This window comes from Brachybacterium vulturis (genome assembly GCF_002407185.1).
GTDB lineage: Bacteria > Actinomycetota > Actinomycetes > Actinomycetales > Dermabacteraceae > Brachybacterium > Brachybacterium vulturis.
In genome coordinates this window covers 3,776,976-3,796,663 of sequence record NZ_CP023563.1, presented here as the reverse complement: position 1 = coordinate 3,796,663, position 19,688 = coordinate 3,776,976, and the positions used below count along the sequence as shown (strand labels likewise).

General features: G+C 66.6%; 16 protein-coding genes. 8 read left to right on the top strand and 8 right to left on the bottom strand.

What is annotated here, in order from left to right; all coding sequences use genetic code 11:
* The first annotated feature begins 163 nt into the window (after positions 1-163).
* From CFK38_RS17020 to CFK38_RS16990, 7 genes are all read left to right on the top strand, one after another.
* The gene (locus tag CFK38_RS17020) at positions 164-3,154 is read left to right on the top strand and encodes a glycoside hydrolase family 2 TIM barrel-domain containing protein (RefSeq protein ID WP_172895831.1); all 2,991 of its coding nucleotides are present in this window, start codon (positions 164-166) and stop codon (positions 3,152-3,154) included.
* A 1-nt stretch (position 3,155) separates the two neighbouring features.
* Positions 3,156-3,605: a NanQ anomerase/TabA/YiaL family protein gene (locus tag CFK38_RS17015; protein ID WP_096804135.1), complete on the top strand. Its 450-nt coding sequence runs from the start codon at positions 3,156-3,158 to the stop codon at positions 3,603-3,605.
* A gap of 57 nt (positions 3,606-3,662) precedes the next feature.
* A complete protein-coding gene (locus CFK38_RS17010) occupies positions 3,663-4,643 on the top strand; it encodes a DMT family transporter (protein WP_096804134.1) in 981 nt (326 codons plus the stop codon).
* Between the two features lie 96 nt (positions 4,644-4,739).
* Positions 4,740-6,071: an ABC transporter substrate-binding protein gene (locus CFK38_RS17005; RefSeq protein ID WP_096804133.1), complete on the top strand. Its 1,332-nt coding sequence runs from the start codon at positions 4,740-4,742 to the stop codon at positions 6,069-6,071.
* Positions 6,068-7,012, top strand: coding sequence for a carbohydrate ABC transporter permease (locus CFK38_RS17000; protein ID WP_245851157.1), 945 nt, complete (start codon positions 6,068-6,070; stop codon positions 7,010-7,012). The genes CFK38_RS17005 and CFK38_RS17000 overlap by 4 nt, the downstream gene beginning before the upstream one ends.
* Positions 7,013-7,015: 3 nt before the next feature.
* Entirely contained in the window at positions 7,016-7,960 is a 945-nt protein-coding gene (locus CFK38_RS16995) for a carbohydrate ABC transporter permease (RefSeq protein ID WP_172895829.1), read from the top strand.
* A gap of 17 nt (positions 7,961-7,977) precedes the next feature.
* Complete coding sequence (locus CFK38_RS16990; RefSeq protein ID WP_096804132.1) at positions 7,978-9,804, top strand: amylo-alpha-1,6-glucosidase; 1,827 nt, start codon at positions 7,978-7,980, stop codon at positions 9,802-9,804.
* Between the two features lie 44 nt (positions 9,805-9,848).
* Here the strand turns inward: CFK38_RS16990 and CFK38_RS16985 are convergent, their stop codons facing one another.
* From CFK38_RS16985 to CFK38_RS16960, 6 genes are all read right to left on the bottom strand, one after another.
* Positions 9,849-10,892 carry a LacI family DNA-binding transcriptional regulator gene (locus CFK38_RS16985; RefSeq protein ID WP_096804131.1) on the bottom strand — a complete coding sequence of 348 codons (1,044 nt, stop codon included), beginning with the start codon at positions 10,890-10,892 and terminating at the stop codon, positions 9,849-9,851.
* A gap of 106 nt (positions 10,893-10,998) precedes the next feature.
* Positions 10,999-12,144: an alginate lyase family protein gene (locus tag CFK38_RS16980; RefSeq protein WP_157773531.1), complete on the bottom strand. Its 1,146-nt coding sequence runs from the start codon at positions 12,142-12,144 to the stop codon at positions 10,999-11,001.
* A gap of 624 nt (positions 12,145-12,768) precedes the next feature.
* Complete coding sequence (locus CFK38_RS17920; RefSeq protein WP_420835794.1) at positions 12,769-13,080, bottom strand: transposase; 312 nt, start codon at positions 13,078-13,080, stop codon at positions 12,769-12,771.
* A gap of 87 nt (positions 13,081-13,167) precedes the next feature.
* Entirely contained in the window at positions 13,168-14,541 is a 1,374-nt protein-coding gene (locus tag CFK38_RS16970; RefSeq protein WP_096804128.1) for a four-carbon acid sugar kinase family protein, read from the bottom strand.
* A gap of 29 nt (positions 14,542-14,570) precedes the next feature.
* Entirely contained in the window at positions 14,571-15,920 is a 1,350-nt protein-coding gene (locus tag CFK38_RS16965; RefSeq protein ID WP_096804127.1) for an Nramp family divalent metal transporter, read from the bottom strand.
* Between the two features lie 59 nt (positions 15,921-15,979).
* A complete protein-coding gene (locus CFK38_RS16960; RefSeq protein WP_096804126.1) occupies positions 15,980-16,735 on the bottom strand; it encodes an HpcH/HpaI aldolase family protein in 756 nt (251 codons plus the stop codon).
* A gap of 572 nt (positions 16,736-17,307) precedes the next feature.
* Here CFK38_RS16960 and CFK38_RS16955 point away from each other — a divergent pair.
* Positions 17,308-18,042, top strand: a complete 735-nt coding sequence (locus tag CFK38_RS16955; RefSeq protein ID WP_218192325.1) for a FadR/GntR family transcriptional regulator — start codon at positions 17,308-17,310, stop codon at positions 18,040-18,042.
* 67 nt (positions 18,043-18,109) lie between these two features.
* Here CFK38_RS16955 and CFK38_RS16950 read toward each other — a convergent pair whose 3' ends face one another.
* Together CFK38_RS16950 and CFK38_RS16945 are read right to left on the bottom strand one after the other, a co-directional pair.
* The gene (locus CFK38_RS16950) at positions 18,110-19,027 is read right to left on the bottom strand and encodes a hypothetical protein (RefSeq protein WP_096804125.1); all 918 of its coding nucleotides are present in this window, start codon (positions 19,025-19,027) and stop codon (positions 18,110-18,112) included.
* Positions 19,028-19,184: 157 nt separating this feature from the next.
* Positions 19,185-19,601, bottom strand: coding sequence for a hypothetical protein (locus tag CFK38_RS16945; protein ID WP_096804124.1), 417 nt, complete (start codon positions 19,599-19,601; stop codon positions 19,185-19,187).
* Positions 19,602-19,688: the final 87 nt, after the last annotated feature.

Here is a 19,688-nt window from a genome sequence, read left to right as displayed (position 1 = left end):
GAGCGTGACCGAACCGCTTCCGTCGAAGTCGAGGTGCGGGCTGGACAAGCCGATGGAACCGGGTCCATACTCTCTGGAACCGGTCCCATTGTGTCCCATGAGGTGCCGGGCAGTGAATCGTCGCCGGCGCAGAGGCCGGCCCAGAACGGAAACGGAGATGTCGATGGAGCAGCCCCACGCCTGGGAGGACCCGTCCCGCACGGGCGACGGGCGTCTTCCCGCACGGGCATACTTCTTCGGCTATGCCGATACGGAGACGGCTGCCGGGATGGACCGTGACCGCTCCCTCGGCTTCCGCTCCCTCTCCGGCCACTGGCAGTTCCGGCTGTTCGATGGTCCCCTCCGCGTGGAGACCGCACTCCACGAGGAGCTCCACACCGACTGGGACCAGGTGGAGGTGCCGCACATGTGGCAGCTCGACGGCTACGGCACCCCCGCCTACACCGACGAGGCCTACCCCTTCCCGGTGGACCCGCCCCGTGTCCCCTCCACCACCCCCACCGCCGTCTACCAGCGCACCGTCGAGATCGAGGCCCTCGATCCCGCAAACGAGCGGATCATCCTGCGGCTGGATGGCGTGGAGAGCTTCGCCGAGATCACCGTGAACGGCCACTACGTCGGCTTCACCAAGGGATCGCGCCTGGCCGCGGAGTTCGACCTCACCGACCACCTCCGCGTGGGCGAGAATCTGCTGTCGTTCACGGTGCTGCAGTTCAGCGATGGCACCTATCTCGAGGACCAGGACATGTGGTGGCTGTCCGGGATCTTCCGCGACCTCTACCTGCAGGCCCGGCCGGTGGCGGGCCTGCGTGACCTGGTGATCCGCACCCCCTGGGACGAGCGTCGCGCCGGGCTCGAGATCGACCTCGCTGCCGGCCCCGGCTGCGCCCGTGCGGACTGGGAGCTGCGCGACGGCGACCACATCGTCGCGAGCGGCGCCGCCCCGACCCCCGACGGCAACGCCCAGATCCGCGCCCACGTCGAGGACCCCATCGGGTGGACCCCGGAGAACCCGCACCTCTACCAGCTCCTCCTCACCCTTCGCGATGAGGACGGAGAGCTCATCGAGGTGATCCCGCACCGCGTGGGCCTGCGGGAGATCACCATCGAGGACGGGCTGCTGCACTGGAACGGGCAGTACGTGATGATGCACGGCGTGAACCGGCACGACGTCGATGATCGTCGCGGCCGCGCGGTGGGCATGGAGCGGATGCGCCGCGACCTGGTGCTCATGAAGCAGCACAACATCAACGCCGTGCGCACCGCCCACTACCCGAACGACCCGCGCTTCTACGAGCTGTGCGACGAGCTGGGGCTGTTCGTCCTGGCAGAGACCGATCTCGAGACCCACGGCTTCGTCGCCACCGGCAACATCGGCCAGCTCACCGACGACCCCGCGTGGGAGACCGCGTACGTCGATCGGATCGAGCGTCACGTGCTCGCCCAGCGCAACCACGCTTCGATCATCATGTGGTCCCTCGGCAACGAGTCCGGCGACGGGTGCAACGTGGCCCCGATGTACGCGAGGGTGAAGGAGCTGGATCCCACCCGCCCCGTCCACTACGAGGAGGACCGCGACGCCGAGGTGGTAGACGTGGTCTCCACGATGTACTCCCGGGTCTCCCAGATGAACGACTTCGGCGAGCACCCCATGGGCAAGCCCCGCATCAACTGCGAGTACGGGCACGCCATGGGCAACGGCCCCGGCGGCCTGGCCGAATACCAGCAGGTGTTCGACCGCTACCCCTCACTGCAGGGACACTTCATCTGGGAGTGGTCCGATCACGCGATCCGGGTGGAACGCGAGGACGGCCCCACCTGGCTGTACGGCGGCGACTACGGCGAGCACACCCACAACGCGAACTTCTGCGTGGACGGGTTGATCTTCCCCTGGCAGGAGCCGAGTCCGGGCCTGCTGGAGTACAAGAACGTGCTGTGCCCAGTGGCCGTCGAGCGCTCCGGGGCGGGCCACCAGCTGCGCAGCCGGCTGCTGTTCGAGCCGCTGCGCGACCTCGACCTGGTGCTCGAGCACCGCACCGACGGCGCGATCACCCGCACCGAGACCATCCCCTGCCCGCCGATCACCCCCGGCGAGCGCACGCCCCTGCCTGCTGAGGTGCCGGGAGATCAGCTCTCCGGCGAGAATTCCCTGACCGTCCGCGTCGTGCGTCGCGACCCCACCCCGTACAGCGAGGCCGGCCATGAGCTCGGCGTCATCGAGCTCGCCGACTTCCCCGCCACCCACACCCCGGCACCGCTGCCCGCCCTCCCGGCAGGGGTGCGCAGCGAAGAGACCGGTCAGACCCTGCGCCTGACCGCCGGCACCAGCCTGCTCACCATCGATACGGTCGACGGCTCCCTGACCAGCTGGACCTCCGAGGGCCGTGAGCTGCTGGCCCGCGCCCCGCGCGTCCAGTTCTGGAAGCCGCTGATCGACAACCACGGGACCGAGAACGCCGGGCTGTGGGAGCCGCTGCTGATGCGGCACCTGACCCGCTCGGTGCGCGCGGTGACCTGGAAGCTGGATGACACCCGAGCCCAGGTGACGGTGCGCGAGGACGTGGCTGCCCCGGGCCTCGCCCACGGCATGGACCTCACCCTCACCTGGACCCTCGAGGTCGACGGCGCGCTCTCGGTCGCCGTGCGCGGCACCCCGATCGGCGAGTACCGCGACATCGTGCCCAAGCTCGGCATGGACTTCGGCCTCGCCCCGACCCTGCGCCACGTCGAATACCACGGTCGTGGCCCGGGGGAGAACTACTCCGACTCCGCCGCCGCCACCTATATCGGCCGCTTCGCGACCACGGTGGAGGAGATGGACACCCCCTACGTGGTGCCGCAGGACTACGGCAACCGACGCGACGTGCGCTGGGCATCCCTGACCGACACCACCGGTCGCGGACTGCTCGTCGAGGCCGACGGTCCGCTGCTGAACGTAAGCGCCTGGCCGTACTCCTGCGCCGCGCTCGATGCGACCGGACACCGCACGGACCTCGTCCTGGACGAGGACGCGGTCACCCTCAACATCGACCACCGCCTGCTCGGGCTCGGCTCGAACTCCTGGGGCTCCGAGGTGCTCGATTCGCACCGCGTGCGCTGGGAGGACTTCGAGTACGGATTCCGTCTTCGGGCACTGACCGGAAAGGGGTGCTGAGATGCAGCTCTTCACCGACCTCGCGGAGTTCGAGCGCGTCACCGCCGGCAAGCCGCGATGGGCGCGCGCCGCCCAGGCGATCCGCGCCGCCCCCGCCCGCCGCGAAGGCGTCATGCACTCGATCGGCGACTCGCTCACCTATCTGCGCACTCGTCGCCGCCACGAGACCGGACACTTCACCGGTCGCCGCCGCTACGTCGAGGTCATCGCCGCGGGCGAGGCCCCGGTGCGTCTCGAGATCGCTGCGAAGGCCGAGCTCGTAGGCCGCACCGAGTACAGCGATCTCAGCGACCGCGAGCAGCTCGCCGGCTCCGGCCAGGAGCTCACCCTGCGGCCCGGCGAGATCGTCGTGGTCGAGATCGACGAGGCCGTCCGGTATCCCGAACCCGCCGCGGAGCCCTGCACGGTGCTGCACGTGAGCGTCGAGGGCACCACCTTCCCCAACAAGTAGCAGCCCGCGCCGCTGCGCTGCCCGCCCCCGTTCCGTCCCACCTCCCGAGAGGACCCCATGCGCATCCCCGCCGCCCTGGACACGAAGATGCTCGCCGTGCTGGCGCTCGTCGCCGTGACCGCGATCTGGGGCTCCACCTTCGTGATCATCAAGGACGCGATCACGACGGTGGACCCGAGCGACTTCCTGTTCATCCGCTTCCTGCTGGCGAGCCTGGTGCTGGTCGCGCTGTGCTGGAAGCGGCTGCTGCAGGCAGGGAGGCACGCCGTCCTGGTGGGGCTCGGGATCGGCGCCGTCTACGGGCTCGCGCAGCTGCTGCAGACCTGGGGGCTGGCCAGCACCTCCGCCTCCGTCTCCGGGTTCCTCACCGGCGCCTACGTGGTGCTCACCCCGTTCGTGGCCTGGCTCGTGGTGCGCTCGCGCGTCACCGGCCGCACCGTGCTGGCCAGCGTGATCGCGATGGTGGGCATCGGGGTGCTGTCCCTGACCGGCCTCGCGCTGGGCGGCGGCGAAGCACTCACCCTGCTCAGCGCCGTGGTCTATGCGCTGCACATCGTGCTGGTGGGCCGCTTCGCCCAGCACCTCGACACCCTCGCGTTCACCACCTTCCAGATGCTCGGCATCACCGTGGTGGTCGGGGCGCTCGCGCTCCCCGGCGGAGTGCCGATGCCCGCCAGCGCCAGCGCCTGGGGCGCGATCCTCTACACCGCCCTGGTCGCCAGCATCGGCGTGCTGTTCCTGCAGTCCTGGGCACAGCGCTACGTCGCCGCGGCGGCGACCGCGGTCGTCATGGCGCTGGAACCGATCTTCGCCACCCTGTTCGCGATCGGTTTCGGCGGGGAGTCCCTCACCCTGCGGCTGGTCCTCGGCGGCGCCCTGATCCTCGGCGCGATCCTTCTGTCCACGATCGGCGAGGAGGGCGAGACCCCGGTGACCGACGGACTCGTCACCGCCGACGGATCCGTCCTCGACCCGGGCCCGGAGGGCGCCGCCGAGCCCAGCACCGCGCCCTGCACGACGGGCTCGCCCCACCCCTGACCCCGGCGGCCGGCACCGCCGACCGCCCTGTCGTCCTCACCCTCACCACCAGGGCGCCCGATCCCTTCGGGCACCCATCTACAAAGGAGTACACACATGGTGCAGAACATTGTCCGCGGATCCCGCCGCATCGGCGACGCCGGCTTCAGCCGTCGACTCTTCCTGGGCGGCACCGCCGCCCTGGGCGGTCTGGCGCTGAGCGCATGCAGCGGCTCGAGCGGCTCGAGCTCGGAGGGTCAGGTCATCTGGTCCACCTGGGGCTCCCCCGAGGACCTCGAGAGCTTCGACAAGATCCAGGACGCCTTCAAGGAGTCCCACCCCGACATCGAGCTGGTCTTCAACCCCACGCCCTCCTACTCGGAGTACCACTCCAAGCTGCTCACCCAGCTCTCGGCCGGCACCGCTCCGGACGTGTTCTACGTGGGCGATGACCACGTCGCCTCGATGCTGCGCAACAACGTGCTGCTGGGCCTGGGCGGCCAGCTGGGGGAGCAGACCGGCGGACTGACCGCGGACGCCTTCAACCCGAGCCTGCTCGATGTCGCCACCTGGCAGGACGAGCTGTACGCCCTGCCCAACGACGTCAACCCCGACACCCTCTGGTACGACAAGGAGGCCCTTGCGGCCGCCGGCATCGACGAGGACCCGGCCACCCTCGCCGAGAACGACGAGTGGACCACCGAGGCGTTCTTCGAGATGCTCGCCAAGCTCAAGGCCGCCGAGCTGCACGGCGCCTCGTACTACAACTACTGGGCCACCCACTACTCCTGGATCACCAGCCAGGGCGGCCAGGTCTACGACGGCGACACCTTCGTGGCCCATCAGGACCCCATCGCCCCGAAGGCCCTGCAGGACTTCGCGGACCGCTTCGCCTCCGGCGAGCAGGTGGTCGCCGACCTCCTGCCCGAGGGCGCCGGCGTGGACTCGCTGCTGGTCACCCACAAGCTCGGCTTCCTCGCCGCGGGCCGCTACACGATCGGCTCGATCCGCGGCGCGGGTGTGGACGAGGCCCTGTACGACGTGGTCCGCTGGCCCACCCCGGACGGCGCCGCGGCGCCCACCGGCGTGGCCGCCTCCTATCTCGCGATCAACGCGAAGACCGCCGCCCAGGACGGGGCCCTGGCGTTCTTCGGCGACTTCCTGGACGCCGACGGGCAGCGCCTGCGCCTGGAGGACCAGGGAAACGCCGTTCCCTCGATCGAGGGCGCCGATGACCTGGTCACCGAGGGCGGCTACCCCGAGCACGCCCAGACCATGCTCGACATGCGCGATATCGGCTACTCGAACTTCGCCGTCGAGGCCGCCGTGCCGGATCTGTCCACCACCATCTCGGTGGACCACATGCTGCCGCTGTACGAGGGCAGCAAGGACGCGGCGACCACCCTGAACGAGGTGGCCGAGCTGATCGAGAAGGAGACGGCGAAGTGACCGTCGCCGCCCGCCCCGAGGCCGGGGCATCCACCTCCAGGGCCCCGGCCCGGAACTCGGAGGCGGCCTGGCGGCGCAAGGACCGCCTGTGGGGCATGGCCTTCGTGGCCCCGCAGGCCCTCGGGATGGCGCTGTTCACGCTGCTGCCCTTCGCCGCCGCGTTCGGTCTCGCCTTCACGGCCTGGAACGGATTCGGAATGCCCGAATGGGTGGGGCTGGCGAACTTCGTGGACCAGATCTTCGACCCGCTGCTGCACCGCTCGATCCTGAACACCCTGATCCTGGCGCTGGTGACGGTGCCGATCGGGCTGGGGCTGTCGATGATCTTCGCGGTGATGCTCAACAGTATCCGCCGCCGCTCGGTCTACCTGCTGCTGCTGTTCGCTCCGGTGGTGACCAGCCAGGTGGCGATCGCCCTGATCTGGCAGCAGATCCTGCGGCCGGACGGCGCGTTCTCCGACCTCATCGCCCGCCTCTTCGGCGTCATCCCACCGGACTGGCTGGGCAATCCGTACACGGCGCTGGGCGCGGTGTGCCTGGTGACGATCTGGGCGTCGGTGGGGCTGAACACCGTGATCTTCATGGCCGGCCTGCAGAACGTCTCGCCGGCCGTGCTGGAGGCGGCGCAGATCGACGGTGCCGGCGTGGTCACCCGGTTCTTCCGGATCATCCTGCCGATGGTCTCCCCGGTGATCTTCTACCAGAGCGTGGTCGCGTTCATCTCCTCCCTGCAGACCTTCGACCTGGTGTTCGTGCTGGTCAAGAACGCCGGACCGGACAACGGCACCCGCACGATCGTCTACCACATCTACGACATCGGCTTCCAGAAGTCCGATTTCGGGATCTCCAGCGCGGCCTCGATCATCCTGCTCGCGCTGACCCTCATCATCACCGCCATCCAGTTCGGAGCGCAGAAGCGCTTCGTGCACTACGAGGAGTGACCGATGCTCACCACTCCGGATCTCACCGCGGGCGCGCCCGCGGCACCCGCGCCCCGCGCCGTCGAGCGCCCCGCCCCCACCGACGCACCGAGCCCACCGACCGACCCGGCCCGTCCCGGGCGGGTGAACGGTGGCCGAGTGCTGATGCACGCGGTGCTCATCGTGGCCGGCTTCGCGTTCGTGCTGCCCTTCCTGTGGATGCTGCTGACCAGCTTCAAGGGCCTCGAGCAGCTGCTGCAGGCCCCACTGTCCCTGCTGCCGAGCCCCTGGGTGCCCGGCAACTGGCTGGAGGCATGGACAGCCCTGCCCTTCGCCCGCGCCTACGGCAACTCCATCTACCTCACAGTCGTGATCGTGGCGGGCACCATCGTGACCTCCTCGATGGCCGCCTACGGCTTCGCCCGCATCCCGTTCAAGGGCTCGCAAGCGCTGTTCTGGGTGTTCCTGTCGATGCAGATGGTGCCCAAGCAGGTCACCTTGGTGCCGTTCTACTTCCTGATGGCACAGATCGGCTGGGTGGACTCCCACCTGGCGCTGATCGTCCCGGCGATCATGATCAACCCCTTCGCCGTGTTCCTGGCCCGCCAGTTCATCCTCTCGGTCCCGCGGGAGCTGGAGGAGGCGGCGCTGGTGGACGGCGCCTCGCGCTGGCGGATCTTCTGGCGGATCATCATGCCCGCCATCCGGCCGGGCCTGGGCGCGATCGGGATCATCGCGGCGCTGGATGCATGGAACAACTTCCTGCTCCCGCTGGTGCTGCTGAACTCCCGCGAGCTGTTCACCGTGCCGCTGCTGCTCTCGCAGTTCCAGGGTCAGTATGGCGGGATGAACTACGGCATCGTCATGGCCGCCACCGCGCTGTCCACCGTTCCGATGCTGATCGCCTTCATCATCGGCCAGAAGCAGATCATCGCCTCGCTCGCCAGCTCCGGGCTGGGCGGGCGCTGAGCAGGAAAGAGACCACCATGCCCCACCCCACCGTCCCGCTCGACGGCCCGTCCCCAGATGTCTCTGCGATCGCCCCGGCGATCGACCTCGACGCCGCCCCGTACTCGACCCGCTTCTCCCGCCTGCTGGTGCTCAGCAGCGAGGGGATGACCACCTGGGCCGGACGCGAGAACCCGGCCTCCAGCGCCCCGACGGGTGAGGGAACGGCCGACGGGAGAGCGCCGGTGCACGCACTGACCGTGCTGCGCTCGGCCTACGAGCGCCGGGCCGCTGACTCGATCATCGCCGACGACCTGCGGATGATCGTGGGCAGCGCTCCCGCCGCCTGGGAGGCGGGGGCCGACGGGATCCGCTTCACCTCGGGCGCCCGCCTGCTCGTCACCGACGGGGACCGGATCGTGGTGACCGGGCTGCAGGACGGCGACGTGCTCGAGCTGCGCCCCCAGCTCCCGGCCGAGGAGACCGACGCCTGGACCGGCAGTGCCACCCTCGAGACGCAGCTGACGCTCGAGGGCCTGGCCGACGTGTCCCTCGAGGACGGACAGCTCCGCATCCAGGCCCGCGGCGAGCTCGCCCTCGCCTGGAACGCAATGCCGACCGACTCAGTCTCGGTCAGGGACCTGGTCGCGCAGCACGACCAGGTGCTGGGGGAGTGGATGGCCCGCTGCCCGCAGGTGGAACCGAAGCGCCAGGCGATGACGGACCTGTGCTGGTGGGTACTGGGTAACAACACCCTCCGCCTGCTCGGCGACGAGCCGGGCCCGGTGGTGGTCCCCTCGAAGCTCGGCTACGTGGGCCTGTGGCAGTGGGACGCCTACTTCATCGCCCTCGGCCTCCGCCACGGGGACCCCGACCTCGCCCGCACCCAGATGGACGTGGCCCTGCGTCACGCCCGCGCTGACGGGCAGCTGCCGGACGTGGTCCACGACCACGGCGTGCTCGACTCCAGCGCGAACCTCCCGCCCGGGGACCTCGAGAACCTGCGCCGCCTCGGCTCGCCGACCCTCGCCGGTGAGGAGGTGCCTCTCACGAAGCCCCCGCTGACAGCGCTGACCCTCGACCGGCTCTCCCACGAGCTCGGCGCCGAGGTGATCGATACGCATCTCGAGGCGGTCCTCGCCTCGCAGCGCTGGTGGTTCGAGTTCTCCGACCCGGGCGCGACCGGCTGGCCCGCCTACCTCCACCCCTACAGCTCAGGCCTGGACGACTCACCCGTCTTCGACGACAACGCGATCCTGCGCTCGCCGGACCTCGCCGCCTACCTCGTGGGCCAGGACCACCTGCTCGCTCGCTGGCTCAACGAGCGCGGCCGCGACGACGAGGCCAGCGAGTGCCATCAGCGCAGCGACCGCCTGCGCCTGCTGCTCGAGGAGAGCTGGGACGCCGAGCGCGAGCTGTTCGCGCTGCCGGGGGAGAACACGGAGGTCACCACTCGGTCGATCCTGAACCTCATCGCCCTGCTCATCCCCGAGCTGCGCGCAGATATCCGTGAATCCCTGGTCGCCCAGATCACCGATCCCGCCCGCTTCGGCGGCCAGTGGCTGCTGCCCACCGTGGCCCGCGATGACCCGGACTTCTCCCCGGAGCGTATGTGGCGCGGCCCGATCTGGGTGAACACCGCCTGGCTCGTGATCCAGGGGCTGCGGGTGCAGGGTGAGGACGGGCTCGCGGACCGCGTCACGGAGAATGTGCTGGACCTGGTGATGCACGCGGGTGGGCCGTCAGAGTACTTCAACCCGGATGCGGGGCGGAAGGCGCGGACGGCGACGGTGCTGTTCGGATGGAGCTCGGCGCTGTTCGTGGAGATGGCGGTGGGGCGGGCGAGCGAACGGGAGCCGTGGTGAAGAGCGGCAGTCCCTTGATCGCGCAAGAACGATGGCTGGATGCGTCAGGTGGTTGGCGGGCTAGCGGTGGAATGGCGGACTACGAGTTCAATCGGCAACACACGGTGCAGGTCGGTTGACTGGCGGTGTCCCAAGCAGAGCTTTGCAGCCACCCGGCCCACCTCTTCAAAGGGGATTCGGACGGTCGTGAGTGCGGGATCGAGGTCAGCTGCCGTCGGGTCATCATCGATACCGGTCACAGAGACGGCATCGGGAATCTCGACACCGGCCCGACGTAGTGCGCGCAGAGCGCCTGTTGCCAGTACGTCGGTAATAGCTAGTACGGCAGTGAAGTTGAGCCCGGCACTTAGGGCGCGGCTGACGAGGTCTTCTGTTCCCTCAGCAGTAGACGAACCTTCGAGAATCAGGTCGTCGTCGACAGGAAGGCCAGCCTCGGCATGGGCGGCACGATAACCCGCGAGTCGTTCACTACTGGTGCTCATTCCCGTGACCGTGGCGCACAGGATCCGCCGATGCCCGAGCTCGAGCAAGTGTTGCGTGGCTACATGTCCCGCGGCCACGTTGTCGTATTGCACGCTTGCGACGTTGGGACGGCTTGTTAGCGGAGGGCGACCGGCTAGGACCAACCGTGAACCCACGGCAGTCAAGGCATCGGCGTATGTTGCCATGCGCAACTCATAGGCATCGTCGATGTGCGCCTCGCCAACCAGGATCACAGCGGCAGCACGTTGGTCTCGCATCATCTTGACTAGCTCAGCCTCACGGTCAGGATCACCCCGGGTCGTGGAGATCATGATGAGCGACCCGCGTTCAGCTGCTTCCGCTTCCACACCGCTTGCCAGCGCGGAGAATGCTGGGCCGAACATCGCTCGGACCAGAAACCCGATGGTTGTACTCGTGCCTCCAGCCAGCACTCGGGCGTGCGGATTGACGACGTACCCAAGCCGTCTGGCAGTCTCCTGCACTCGGAGAACTGTGGAGGATCGGACGACATTCTTGCCTGCTAGTACCCGAGACACCGTTGACGCGGATACACCGGCGTGCCGTGCGACGTCGTCAAGTGTGATTGCTGATCTGGTGTGCTTCATGGCTCATCTGACGTGGCGGTCTGCCTACTCCTGGGCGTCGGTAACGTGCTGGACTGGACGGCGTCGACTCTGGCCAACGCCGTCCAGGGGAGCCCGCCCCGGTTCGTCAGAAGGCGACGCCGTGCGTAACGGTCAAGATGCTCCCCGTCCAATTGAACGATAGCGGACGATCCTGGGCCGCCAGAGACCGGAAGTCAGCGTTGGGAAAGTGTGGCTCCAAGATCTCGCCATAACCATAGGAGTATGACGGGATGGCCCCGTTCACCCTGTAGGACTCATAGTCGTCCGGCCAATACCCGGTATCTTCCGAGAACCGAGTCGGATCTACCGTCCACCGCATCGCCACGGCAGCTCCGTCCGCGATTCGTATCCCGGCCCGAGATCGATGATTAAATAAGTCAATACCGTTGTGGCTCGCGATCTCAGCCGCTAACGTCAGCGGATGCAGATTAAAATGTGTGTAGACGATACCCCGGTTTCCGGTATCGCCATTGCGTGGAATCTCCTCAGGCTGCCAACCGCGGTCGTCGAATTGGCTATCCAGCAGTTCCTTCCACCGGCTGACGCCGGATTGGAAGCCGTGCTGATCAGACAAGTAAGCTGTAGACGTCAGGCGAAGTACGACGCCCCAACTTCCCCAGTTATTCGAGCGAGCAGAGGGGTCCAGCGCCATGCCCCGTCGGATTAAGTCGCTGAATGTTGCTTCGTCGGCCTTCTTCCAGACTGGCGAGTTCCGGCGAAGGATTTCGGCGGCCCAGCAAAACTCTGGAAATTGATTGGCCCATACTAGCGGTGTGTCGTCTTTTGGTGAGAACTCTTCGATCGCCTGCCACCGAAGAATAAGGCTCTTCGCTGCCTCGGCAAATTTCCGATTAGATGTCACCGCATAGCTCAATGCCAGTCGGTAAGCGGCATGTGCGTCCCAGCGGAATCGGTGCGACAACTTGAGCAACTCAGGCGGTGTCTCGTAGTATGGCCCCACATAGAAAAGCGCCTCGACGGGTGTCTGATCGGCGGCGCGAGCGAGATCCGCGCTCCGCTTCGCGACAACGAGCTGTTCCCAGGCCGCACCCGTTGGCGAGGCATCCTTCTTTACTCTGTGCTTTAGCTGCTGGATGTCCTGATGAGATAGCCACGCCGTCAAGCTATGGCCGGGCGGGGTCGCCACGGCGCTGGGGCTAGAGAGGTAAGGCGAGGTAACGGCAACAGCGCTGGTGGCTAATCCGAGACTTAGAACGGTGCGTCGGCGCACGACAGTCACACTCCTTTGTAGGGCCCGTGGCCATTTGTTTTGCCAGGATTGCAAGCGCTTGCAGACTCAACGTACGGGTGACGTGGATCATTGTCAACCCTGAAGTTTCTGCAAGTAGATGAATCGCATGCAAGTGGTGGTGGTGGCCAGCCCGGGCTGGCTGGCAGGGATTGAAGCGTCCTGGGTTCCGTTCCGTGGCTCGACGGTCGCGGGAGCGATGGTCGGGGGGCGAGTGTCGGCCGCTTCGACCGCTGTGGGGTGCAGTAGCTGAGTCCTACGTGGAGTCGGGTCGTGTTCAACCAGTGGACGCAGTCCATCTCTGCCAGCTCGACCTCGCTGTCCGACTGCGAGCTCCACTTGGCGCACACCAATTCCGCCGATGTCCCATCCAGCATGCTGCATTGCGTGCCGCATCCTCCGGACGCCGTAGTCGCCGTAGTTCGCTTGATGAATCCGCTTCACCTCGTCCACCAGCATCTCGTCACGAACACTCCTGGCAGATCCCGGCCTGGTTCTAAAGACGCGGTAGCTTAGGGATGTAATGAACCCACATTCGTGTTGCACGAAGGGTGCGGCAGATGGGCTCGACCCCGAACTGCTCGCGCTGCGTGTCGACGAAAGTGATCATTTCGTCGTGGGGCGGTCGAGTTCCGCTGTGACTAACGCTGAGGTGGCTTTCAGGGTGTCGTTCGCGCGCTGCGCTTCCGTGAGCTCCCGCCGAAAACGCCGATCCTCCTCCTCGAGCGGCTCTCCCGGGCTCACAAGCTCGGTGGGGCCGTAACGGTTGCACCAGATCCGCAAAGTGTCCTCGCCGACGCCGAGCTGCGGGGCGACCGCACGAATCGACTGCGAGCGGGGACCACCCACGCGACCCTGGCGGTCGTGGACCATGCGCACGGCGCGGTCACGCAGCTCTGGGCTGAATCTCTTGGGTATGTTCCGATTCTCCTTGCTGAGACCCGGAACGAAACCCAGGGCGCTTCATCGGCGCGTGCCGGGGCCCGCGGGTGGCGATGCTTCCGCTCACGCCGCCCTGATAGGCGTCTCGGCATTGAGTCGGGTGACGACGTCGGCCAGGGCGTCTGCATCGCCGACGTTGCCCGGGAATACGACGTATGGGATGCCCACTGCAGGGCCGTCGGCGGCACTCCAGAGGGAGACAAGGCCGGGAAGCATCGACCCGTGTGCCCACGCACGCCGAAATCCCAGACCGTGGGTTGCTACGTCCGAGGAGGTGATGCCGCCCTTTGCGACGACGAAGCGTGGTCGGCCAGCGGAAAGCACTCGTTGGACCACGTGCACCAGGGCGGCGGAGACGCCCCGCGCGATCTCCAGGGAGGCGTCCCCGCTTTGGGCTCGGATCACCGTCCGACTGGTGCTGACCACGGCGTTACCGTGGGGCAGGTGGTCGAGAAGCGCCTCCACCGCCTGATCCAGATGGGCCTGCCGATCGGTGTCGTCCATGACGCGGGCGACGTCGATCTCGACGTCAAAGATGCTATGGCGTTCTCGTAGACCGGTCAGCTGGCGCGTGGTGATTGGAACGTGCGAGCCGACGACGACGAGACCGCCGGCCATGCCGGGTCCTGCCCCTTCGGTGCGGACCCGTGCGATCTCGGAGGTCGTCAGCGGTGGGCTTGGTTCCTGCCCGATGAGCGCGCGGACGAACGGTGGGCCGACCCGGTACAGCAGCCTCCGCCCTGTGGCGGTGACGTCACGGATGGCGGTTGTGAGGACTGCGAGGTCACGGGTGGTTTCGCAGTCGAGGACTACGACGCCACGTGCCGACATCAATTCCTGTGCGACTACTACGCTGCCGGCTCGCACCTGCTCGAGTGTAAGTAGCGTTACGTCGGCCGCGCGGGTGTGGCCCTGGCTCTTCTCCTCTACCCAGTGACGTAGATCCGAGCTGGTGTAACCGAAAGTGGCGTCGGCGGCGTACTCGCTGTCACCGACAGGTATCTTCCTGCCGGCGGAGTCGGCGGTGTAGTGCACGCCCTGCCGGGTCACCCGGCCTGCCTCGGGGAACGCAGGGATGATCAGCAAGGCGTCGGACGGCGGGAGCCCCGCGGTCCGACGTGCGGACTCGATGGTGTCCGTCTCGAGGGGGAAGTGGCCTCGTAGCGTCGAGTCGGATCTCGAGATGAACTCGAGCCGGGTGCCGGCCGGGCAGGCCGCCAGCGAGTTGCTGACCACCTCCCGGTTGACCCGGACCGCGTCGTCTGGGGAGAGGCTCCGGGAGTTCGTAAGGACGTAGACCGCAGGGCGGTCCTGCGCCAGTGCCCACGAGATGTCCTCGATGGTCCACGATGTCAGGATGGGGAGATCGGCAATCGACTGGGTTCCGGTCGGGTCGTCGTCGAGGACGACGTACACGATGCGATCGGGTGGCGTCACGGCGCGGTCCTTTCAGCTCGGCGGTCCACTCAGAACCAGCCGCTGATGACGGTGTAGGTGGCCCAGATGCCGATCGCCCCGACCCCGAGGAGGAGAGCGAGCTGCCACCACTTGTTGACGTGCTCGGGGAGCATGAGTTTCTTGCTCGAGGTGAGGTAGATCAGACCGAAGATCATCAGCGGGACGGTGATCACGCTGAAGGAGCTGCCGAGCACGGTGAGCACGACGACGTTCGGGCCATTGGGGACACTGAAGATCAGGGGAGCGATGGTGAGCAGCCCGATCTGTAGGAAGCGGTAGACGGGGTCTGCCCGAACCAAGTTCGCCGCGGGCATCCCAAGGGTTGTGGCCCGGGTGGCCATGCGTGCCTTGCGGTCGGGCTTGGCCATGTGGATGGACTCGACCAGGATGCGGGAGAAGACGTCGGCCTGGGACGGAATGTTGATGAAGGCGACGAAGAACAGCGCGATCCAGAGCAGGTACGGGCCGAAGTCGCCCACGGCCAGGCGCATCATCTCGGCGAGGTCCTCGGGTCCGCTGATGGAGGCGCCGGTGCCATGGAGGGTCTCGGCCGCGACGATCCAGACGGACATGACCAGGACGAAGAGCACCCCGACGGCAAAGAGAAGGTCATAGACCTGGGCCTTGCGGAAGCGCGGGCCGATCCAGCCCTTGTCGCGCATGAAATACGGGTACAGGATGTTCGCGGCCGAGCCGCCGACGGCACCGATCAGGGCCGTGGCGGTCACGACACCGGTGAGGACACCCTCACCCTCGGGGATCTCGAAGAGGAGGCCCTGGAACAGGTGCCGGACGTCTACGCCGGAGCCGAACAGAGCGATGAGGAAGGTGACGACCAGGGCAGCCATCGTGATCTGGGCGACGATCTCCAGTGCCTTGAAGATCCGCTTGCGCGTGCCGACGATCGTGACGAGCACGGCGGTGAACACCGCGCCGATGGAGATCCCCCACGGGCCGAGGTCGACCACGGGCAGGAGCAGGTGGTAGATCGCGGTGCCGGTGGCGACGTAGAGATAGGAGTTGTAGACAAAGCCGAGGATGACGATCGACGTGCTGAGGATCCCGGGGAACCCGCGCCAAATGCGGCGGTAGCCGTCCATGATCGTGTCATCACCCACGCGGTTGCACAGCTGGTACCGCGAGAGGGCAGAGACCGAGATGTACCGGGCCAGCACGGCCAGCAGCAACGCCCACAGCAGGGCATAGCCGAAGTTGGCCCCGGACACCGAGGCATCGATGAGATCTCCGGTACCGAGCCAGGCCAGCGCGACGACAATGCCGGGGCCGAGGTTCTTGAGATATGCGCCGAAGTTGCGTGGGACGACGACGTCCTTGGGGTTCTGGTCTGTGATCGCCATCTGATTCTTCCTTGAACGTGGGATGGAGGAGGGGTTTGTACGGGTTGACGGTTCAGTTGTTACTGGCGTGCCTGGGCTATGCGTTCGGCGGCGGCTGCATTCAGGAGGCCGACGTCGTTGCCGGGCGTGACCAAGTCGGCGCCCATCTCGAGGAGCCGCTGCGCCTCGCCACCGTCGCGGGTGAAGATGCCGACGAATCGCCCGGCGTCGTGGGCCAGGGCGATGAGTTCGGCGGCAATCCCCAGCACCTCCTCGCCGATGTTCCCGTTGGGCGGGTTGCCGAGCGCAAAGGCGAGATCGTTCGGACCGATGTAGATCCCGTCGAGATCTGGGGTCGTGATGATCTCCTCGGCGCGGGCCACGCCTGACGGAGACTCGATCATCGCCCATGTGAGGATCTCTTCGTCCGCGTGCCGGACATAGTCCTGCCCGCCGTAGAGAAGGCCCCGGGCGGGACCAAAGCTGCGCACCCCCTGGCTGGGATACCGGCACGACGCGACGAAGGCTCTCGCTTCCTCGGGGGAATCGATACTGGGACAGATGATCCCGTAGGCGCCAGCATCGAGCAGTTTGCCGATCTCTGCGGCATCGTTGCGCGAGCACCGTGCCAGTGGGGTGGCCGGACCGGCGCTGACGGACCTGAGCAGGGAGATAGCCCGGTCCAGGCCGAACATCCCGTGCTGCAGATCCACGGTCACCGAGTCGAAGCCGGCGTGGGAGAGCACCTCGCCGACATGGTCGCTGTCCAGAGAGACCCAGGCGTTGACCGCGGGATTTCCCGATCGCATCTGGTGCTTAAGAGCGTTGTGGCGCATCGCACGTCCTTTCCGTCAGCGGGAACGTTACACCATATTGGTCGACCGGACGACCGGTCGACCACTTCGGCTGTGGTTCGACCATGAAATGGGGAGTGCCTATGCGGAGTCGCCTCGGCGAGACATCGCCCGTGCGTGCGGGGCGTACGGCGAGGCTGTCGGCGTGTTTGCCGGCTACGACCTTGCCGGTACCCACGCAGTCGCGAGGGCAGCGATCAATGTGAGCGAGCCTGTTGGCTTGTTGTTCTCGCCCGTCACTGCGGTGAGCCGGTACGGCGGCGATCTGGTCTCCGGGTTCCGGGCGGTCCCTGCAGTGTCCAGCCCGATCATGCGTGGGAACTCGATGTGGTGCGGCGGACGGTGCAGGCGGGAGTCGATGCGGTATTCAACGCCGGCTCGCACCTCGGCCTGGCCGAGAACGTCGAGGATTTCGTTCTCTCGACGTGCTTAGGCACGGAGGGGTTGACCGACCCTGAGGAAGCGCGCACCGCGAGGAGATGCATCAAGGGCCTGGTCGGTAACAACAGTTGCAGAGGAACGATGTGACGTGCGTTGGGCGTAACATGCCGACCATGGCCACTGACGCAACTACCGCAGCTCCGACGCCCCTGGTGCGCGTAGAGGCACGGCACGAGACCCCCAGCATGAACGTGGCCCGCGAACTCCTGAAATACCTGCTCTCCGGCAACGTCAAGCTCGGCAGTCGCCTACCCTCCGAACGTCAGCTCGCCGAGCAGTTCGGCATCGGCCGCTCCCTCGTCCGGGAGGCTCTTAAGTCTCTCGAGCTTCTCGGCCTCGTGGAGTCCCGCACCGGCGCAGGAACATTCCTCGTCGGAACCGCCTCGCGTCTGCTTCCCCAGGTCATCGAATGGAGTGTGCTCTTGGGCGAGCGTAGCGAACGTGAGCTCATCGAGGCACGAACATTCCTCGAGGTATCCCTCGCCGAACTGGCGGCCACGCACCGCACCGAGGATGACGTCGCAGAGATCGAACGGTGCCTGAATGGAATGCGCGCGTCTGTCGGAGACCTGGATCGCTATGTTGAGTACGATCTCGCCTTCCACTCGGCAATAGCTCGGGCCAGCCACAACGATGTCATGGCCGATATGCATGGCAGTGTGCGTTCGCTCCTGCAGGACTGGGCGCGACGAGTGATCCATGGCTTCGGTCGGGCCGACTTTTCCATCGAGGTCCACGAGCCCATCGCCGTCGCTATCAGAGCCGCAGACCCGAAAGCTGCACGGACGGCGATGGAACAGCACATGACGAACGCACTCAAGCACCTTGACGACGTAACACGGAAGTAGCGCCAAGGCTCTTGCCGCCAACGGAGAGCACGCGGGGACACCGCTCCCGCGGTGTCCCCGCGCCCCGTCAGGCGGCTGCGTCAGTGGCGTCCTCCGAGGGAGGGATCTTAGAAGCAATGAAGGCCTTGAAGGCTTCGAGGAGATCCTGCTCATTCTCGATAGCCCGGAGCGTGACGCGGAGATTGGTCTCGCGGCCCTCGCGTAGGTCGGGATGCGTCCGGAGGAACTTCTTGGAAGACACGAGGAGCTTCCCGTTAGAGTCAACTACAGCCTGCTCCAACTGCGCGAACGAAAGAACTGTAGTTCCATAGAAGCGACGCGCAGACATCAGGAGCGTCCGCCGCGCCCACGAGCGAGGCACGAGCAGAAGCGGCTTACCATCAGCCACCGGCAGGGTGATGCTGCGCGTGCCCCAAGCCCGACTGCTCGGATCCCAGACCTGCTTCGTGAACGTGCCCGTCTGGTGCCCACCCGAGTGGAACTGTGGGTAGGCGTGCACCATCGACTCGGTGAAGTCCGCGAGCGGCGAGAAGATGATGCGCGTCGTGATGTCTGACGTGATGTCTCGATCGACACCCTCCACGAACAGCGGCAGATCCTCGACGTGGCGCAAGACCCCGACCCGGACCACGGCTTCCGCGTCCCCGGTCAGGACATCCCAGATCCAGGTCCCAACGGTTTCCGCACCCCCATGTCCATGGAAGCCTGCCTCGGCCATGCCGAGGCGAGTCTCCCAGGGCTCCGTGAACTGCTGCAGGAGCGCACGGCCGCGTGCTCGCGACGTAGGTGTCCCGACGATGATGCTGTTCGTGACTTCGTGGAAGAAGGTATCGATGCACCTGAGCGCATCGGCCGCAAACGGCTCCGGATCACGATGGAGACGGATCGCGTGCGGATCCACGTACAGACGGTTGTCCGCCCCGATCTCTACGTCGGCGAACGGGACCGGGCCGGCGATCCCGTAGTGGTTACTGATGGTGGGCATGAAGCCCTCCTTTCATACGGAGGGCCCTAGAAGCGGGAGCGGTCGCTCCCCGAGAACTTCTGTACGCTGATGCAGCGACCTCATCAGTTGCTGACAGCGCCTACGGGCCCTGTGCATCGGCCCCAACCCACTGCAATGGGCTGGGGCCGAAGTTTTTCTACGTGAGGGACGGCTGGCCAGCATCGTCCCCCTCGTTGGTCTTTGGTCTGCGGTTACCCCGCACCTCGGTGAAGTCGCTGTTGAAGTCGATGCAGAGCATCCCGTCCTCTTCGAAGGGCTCGTATCGCCTGCTGACCGACGTGTCGATGTCGTAGGCCTGCATGAACGCTGTCGCAGACACCAGGGTCTGCCCTGACTTGCTCGGCGCTCGCAGTTCGTACGTGCGCGTCGAAGGCTCCGCCGGCCGCAACGCCATCACGCGCCGACCAGGGTCAAACAGAAGCTCAACCACTCTCGCGCCGTCAATCAACTTGTGGGCGGGCGCGTTGATCGACACGATGCCCTTCCGTTGCACAGTGACGCTCGGCGCCCCCTTCATGGGGGCGCTGCGCTTGTCAAAAACTTCGAACGCCATGTCTCCTCCTTGTAGCTGCCAGCGATCAACCCGATGCTGCGGTCCACAGTCAGTCACTGGCTGGCCCGCCAGCGCGGGCCCCGCAGC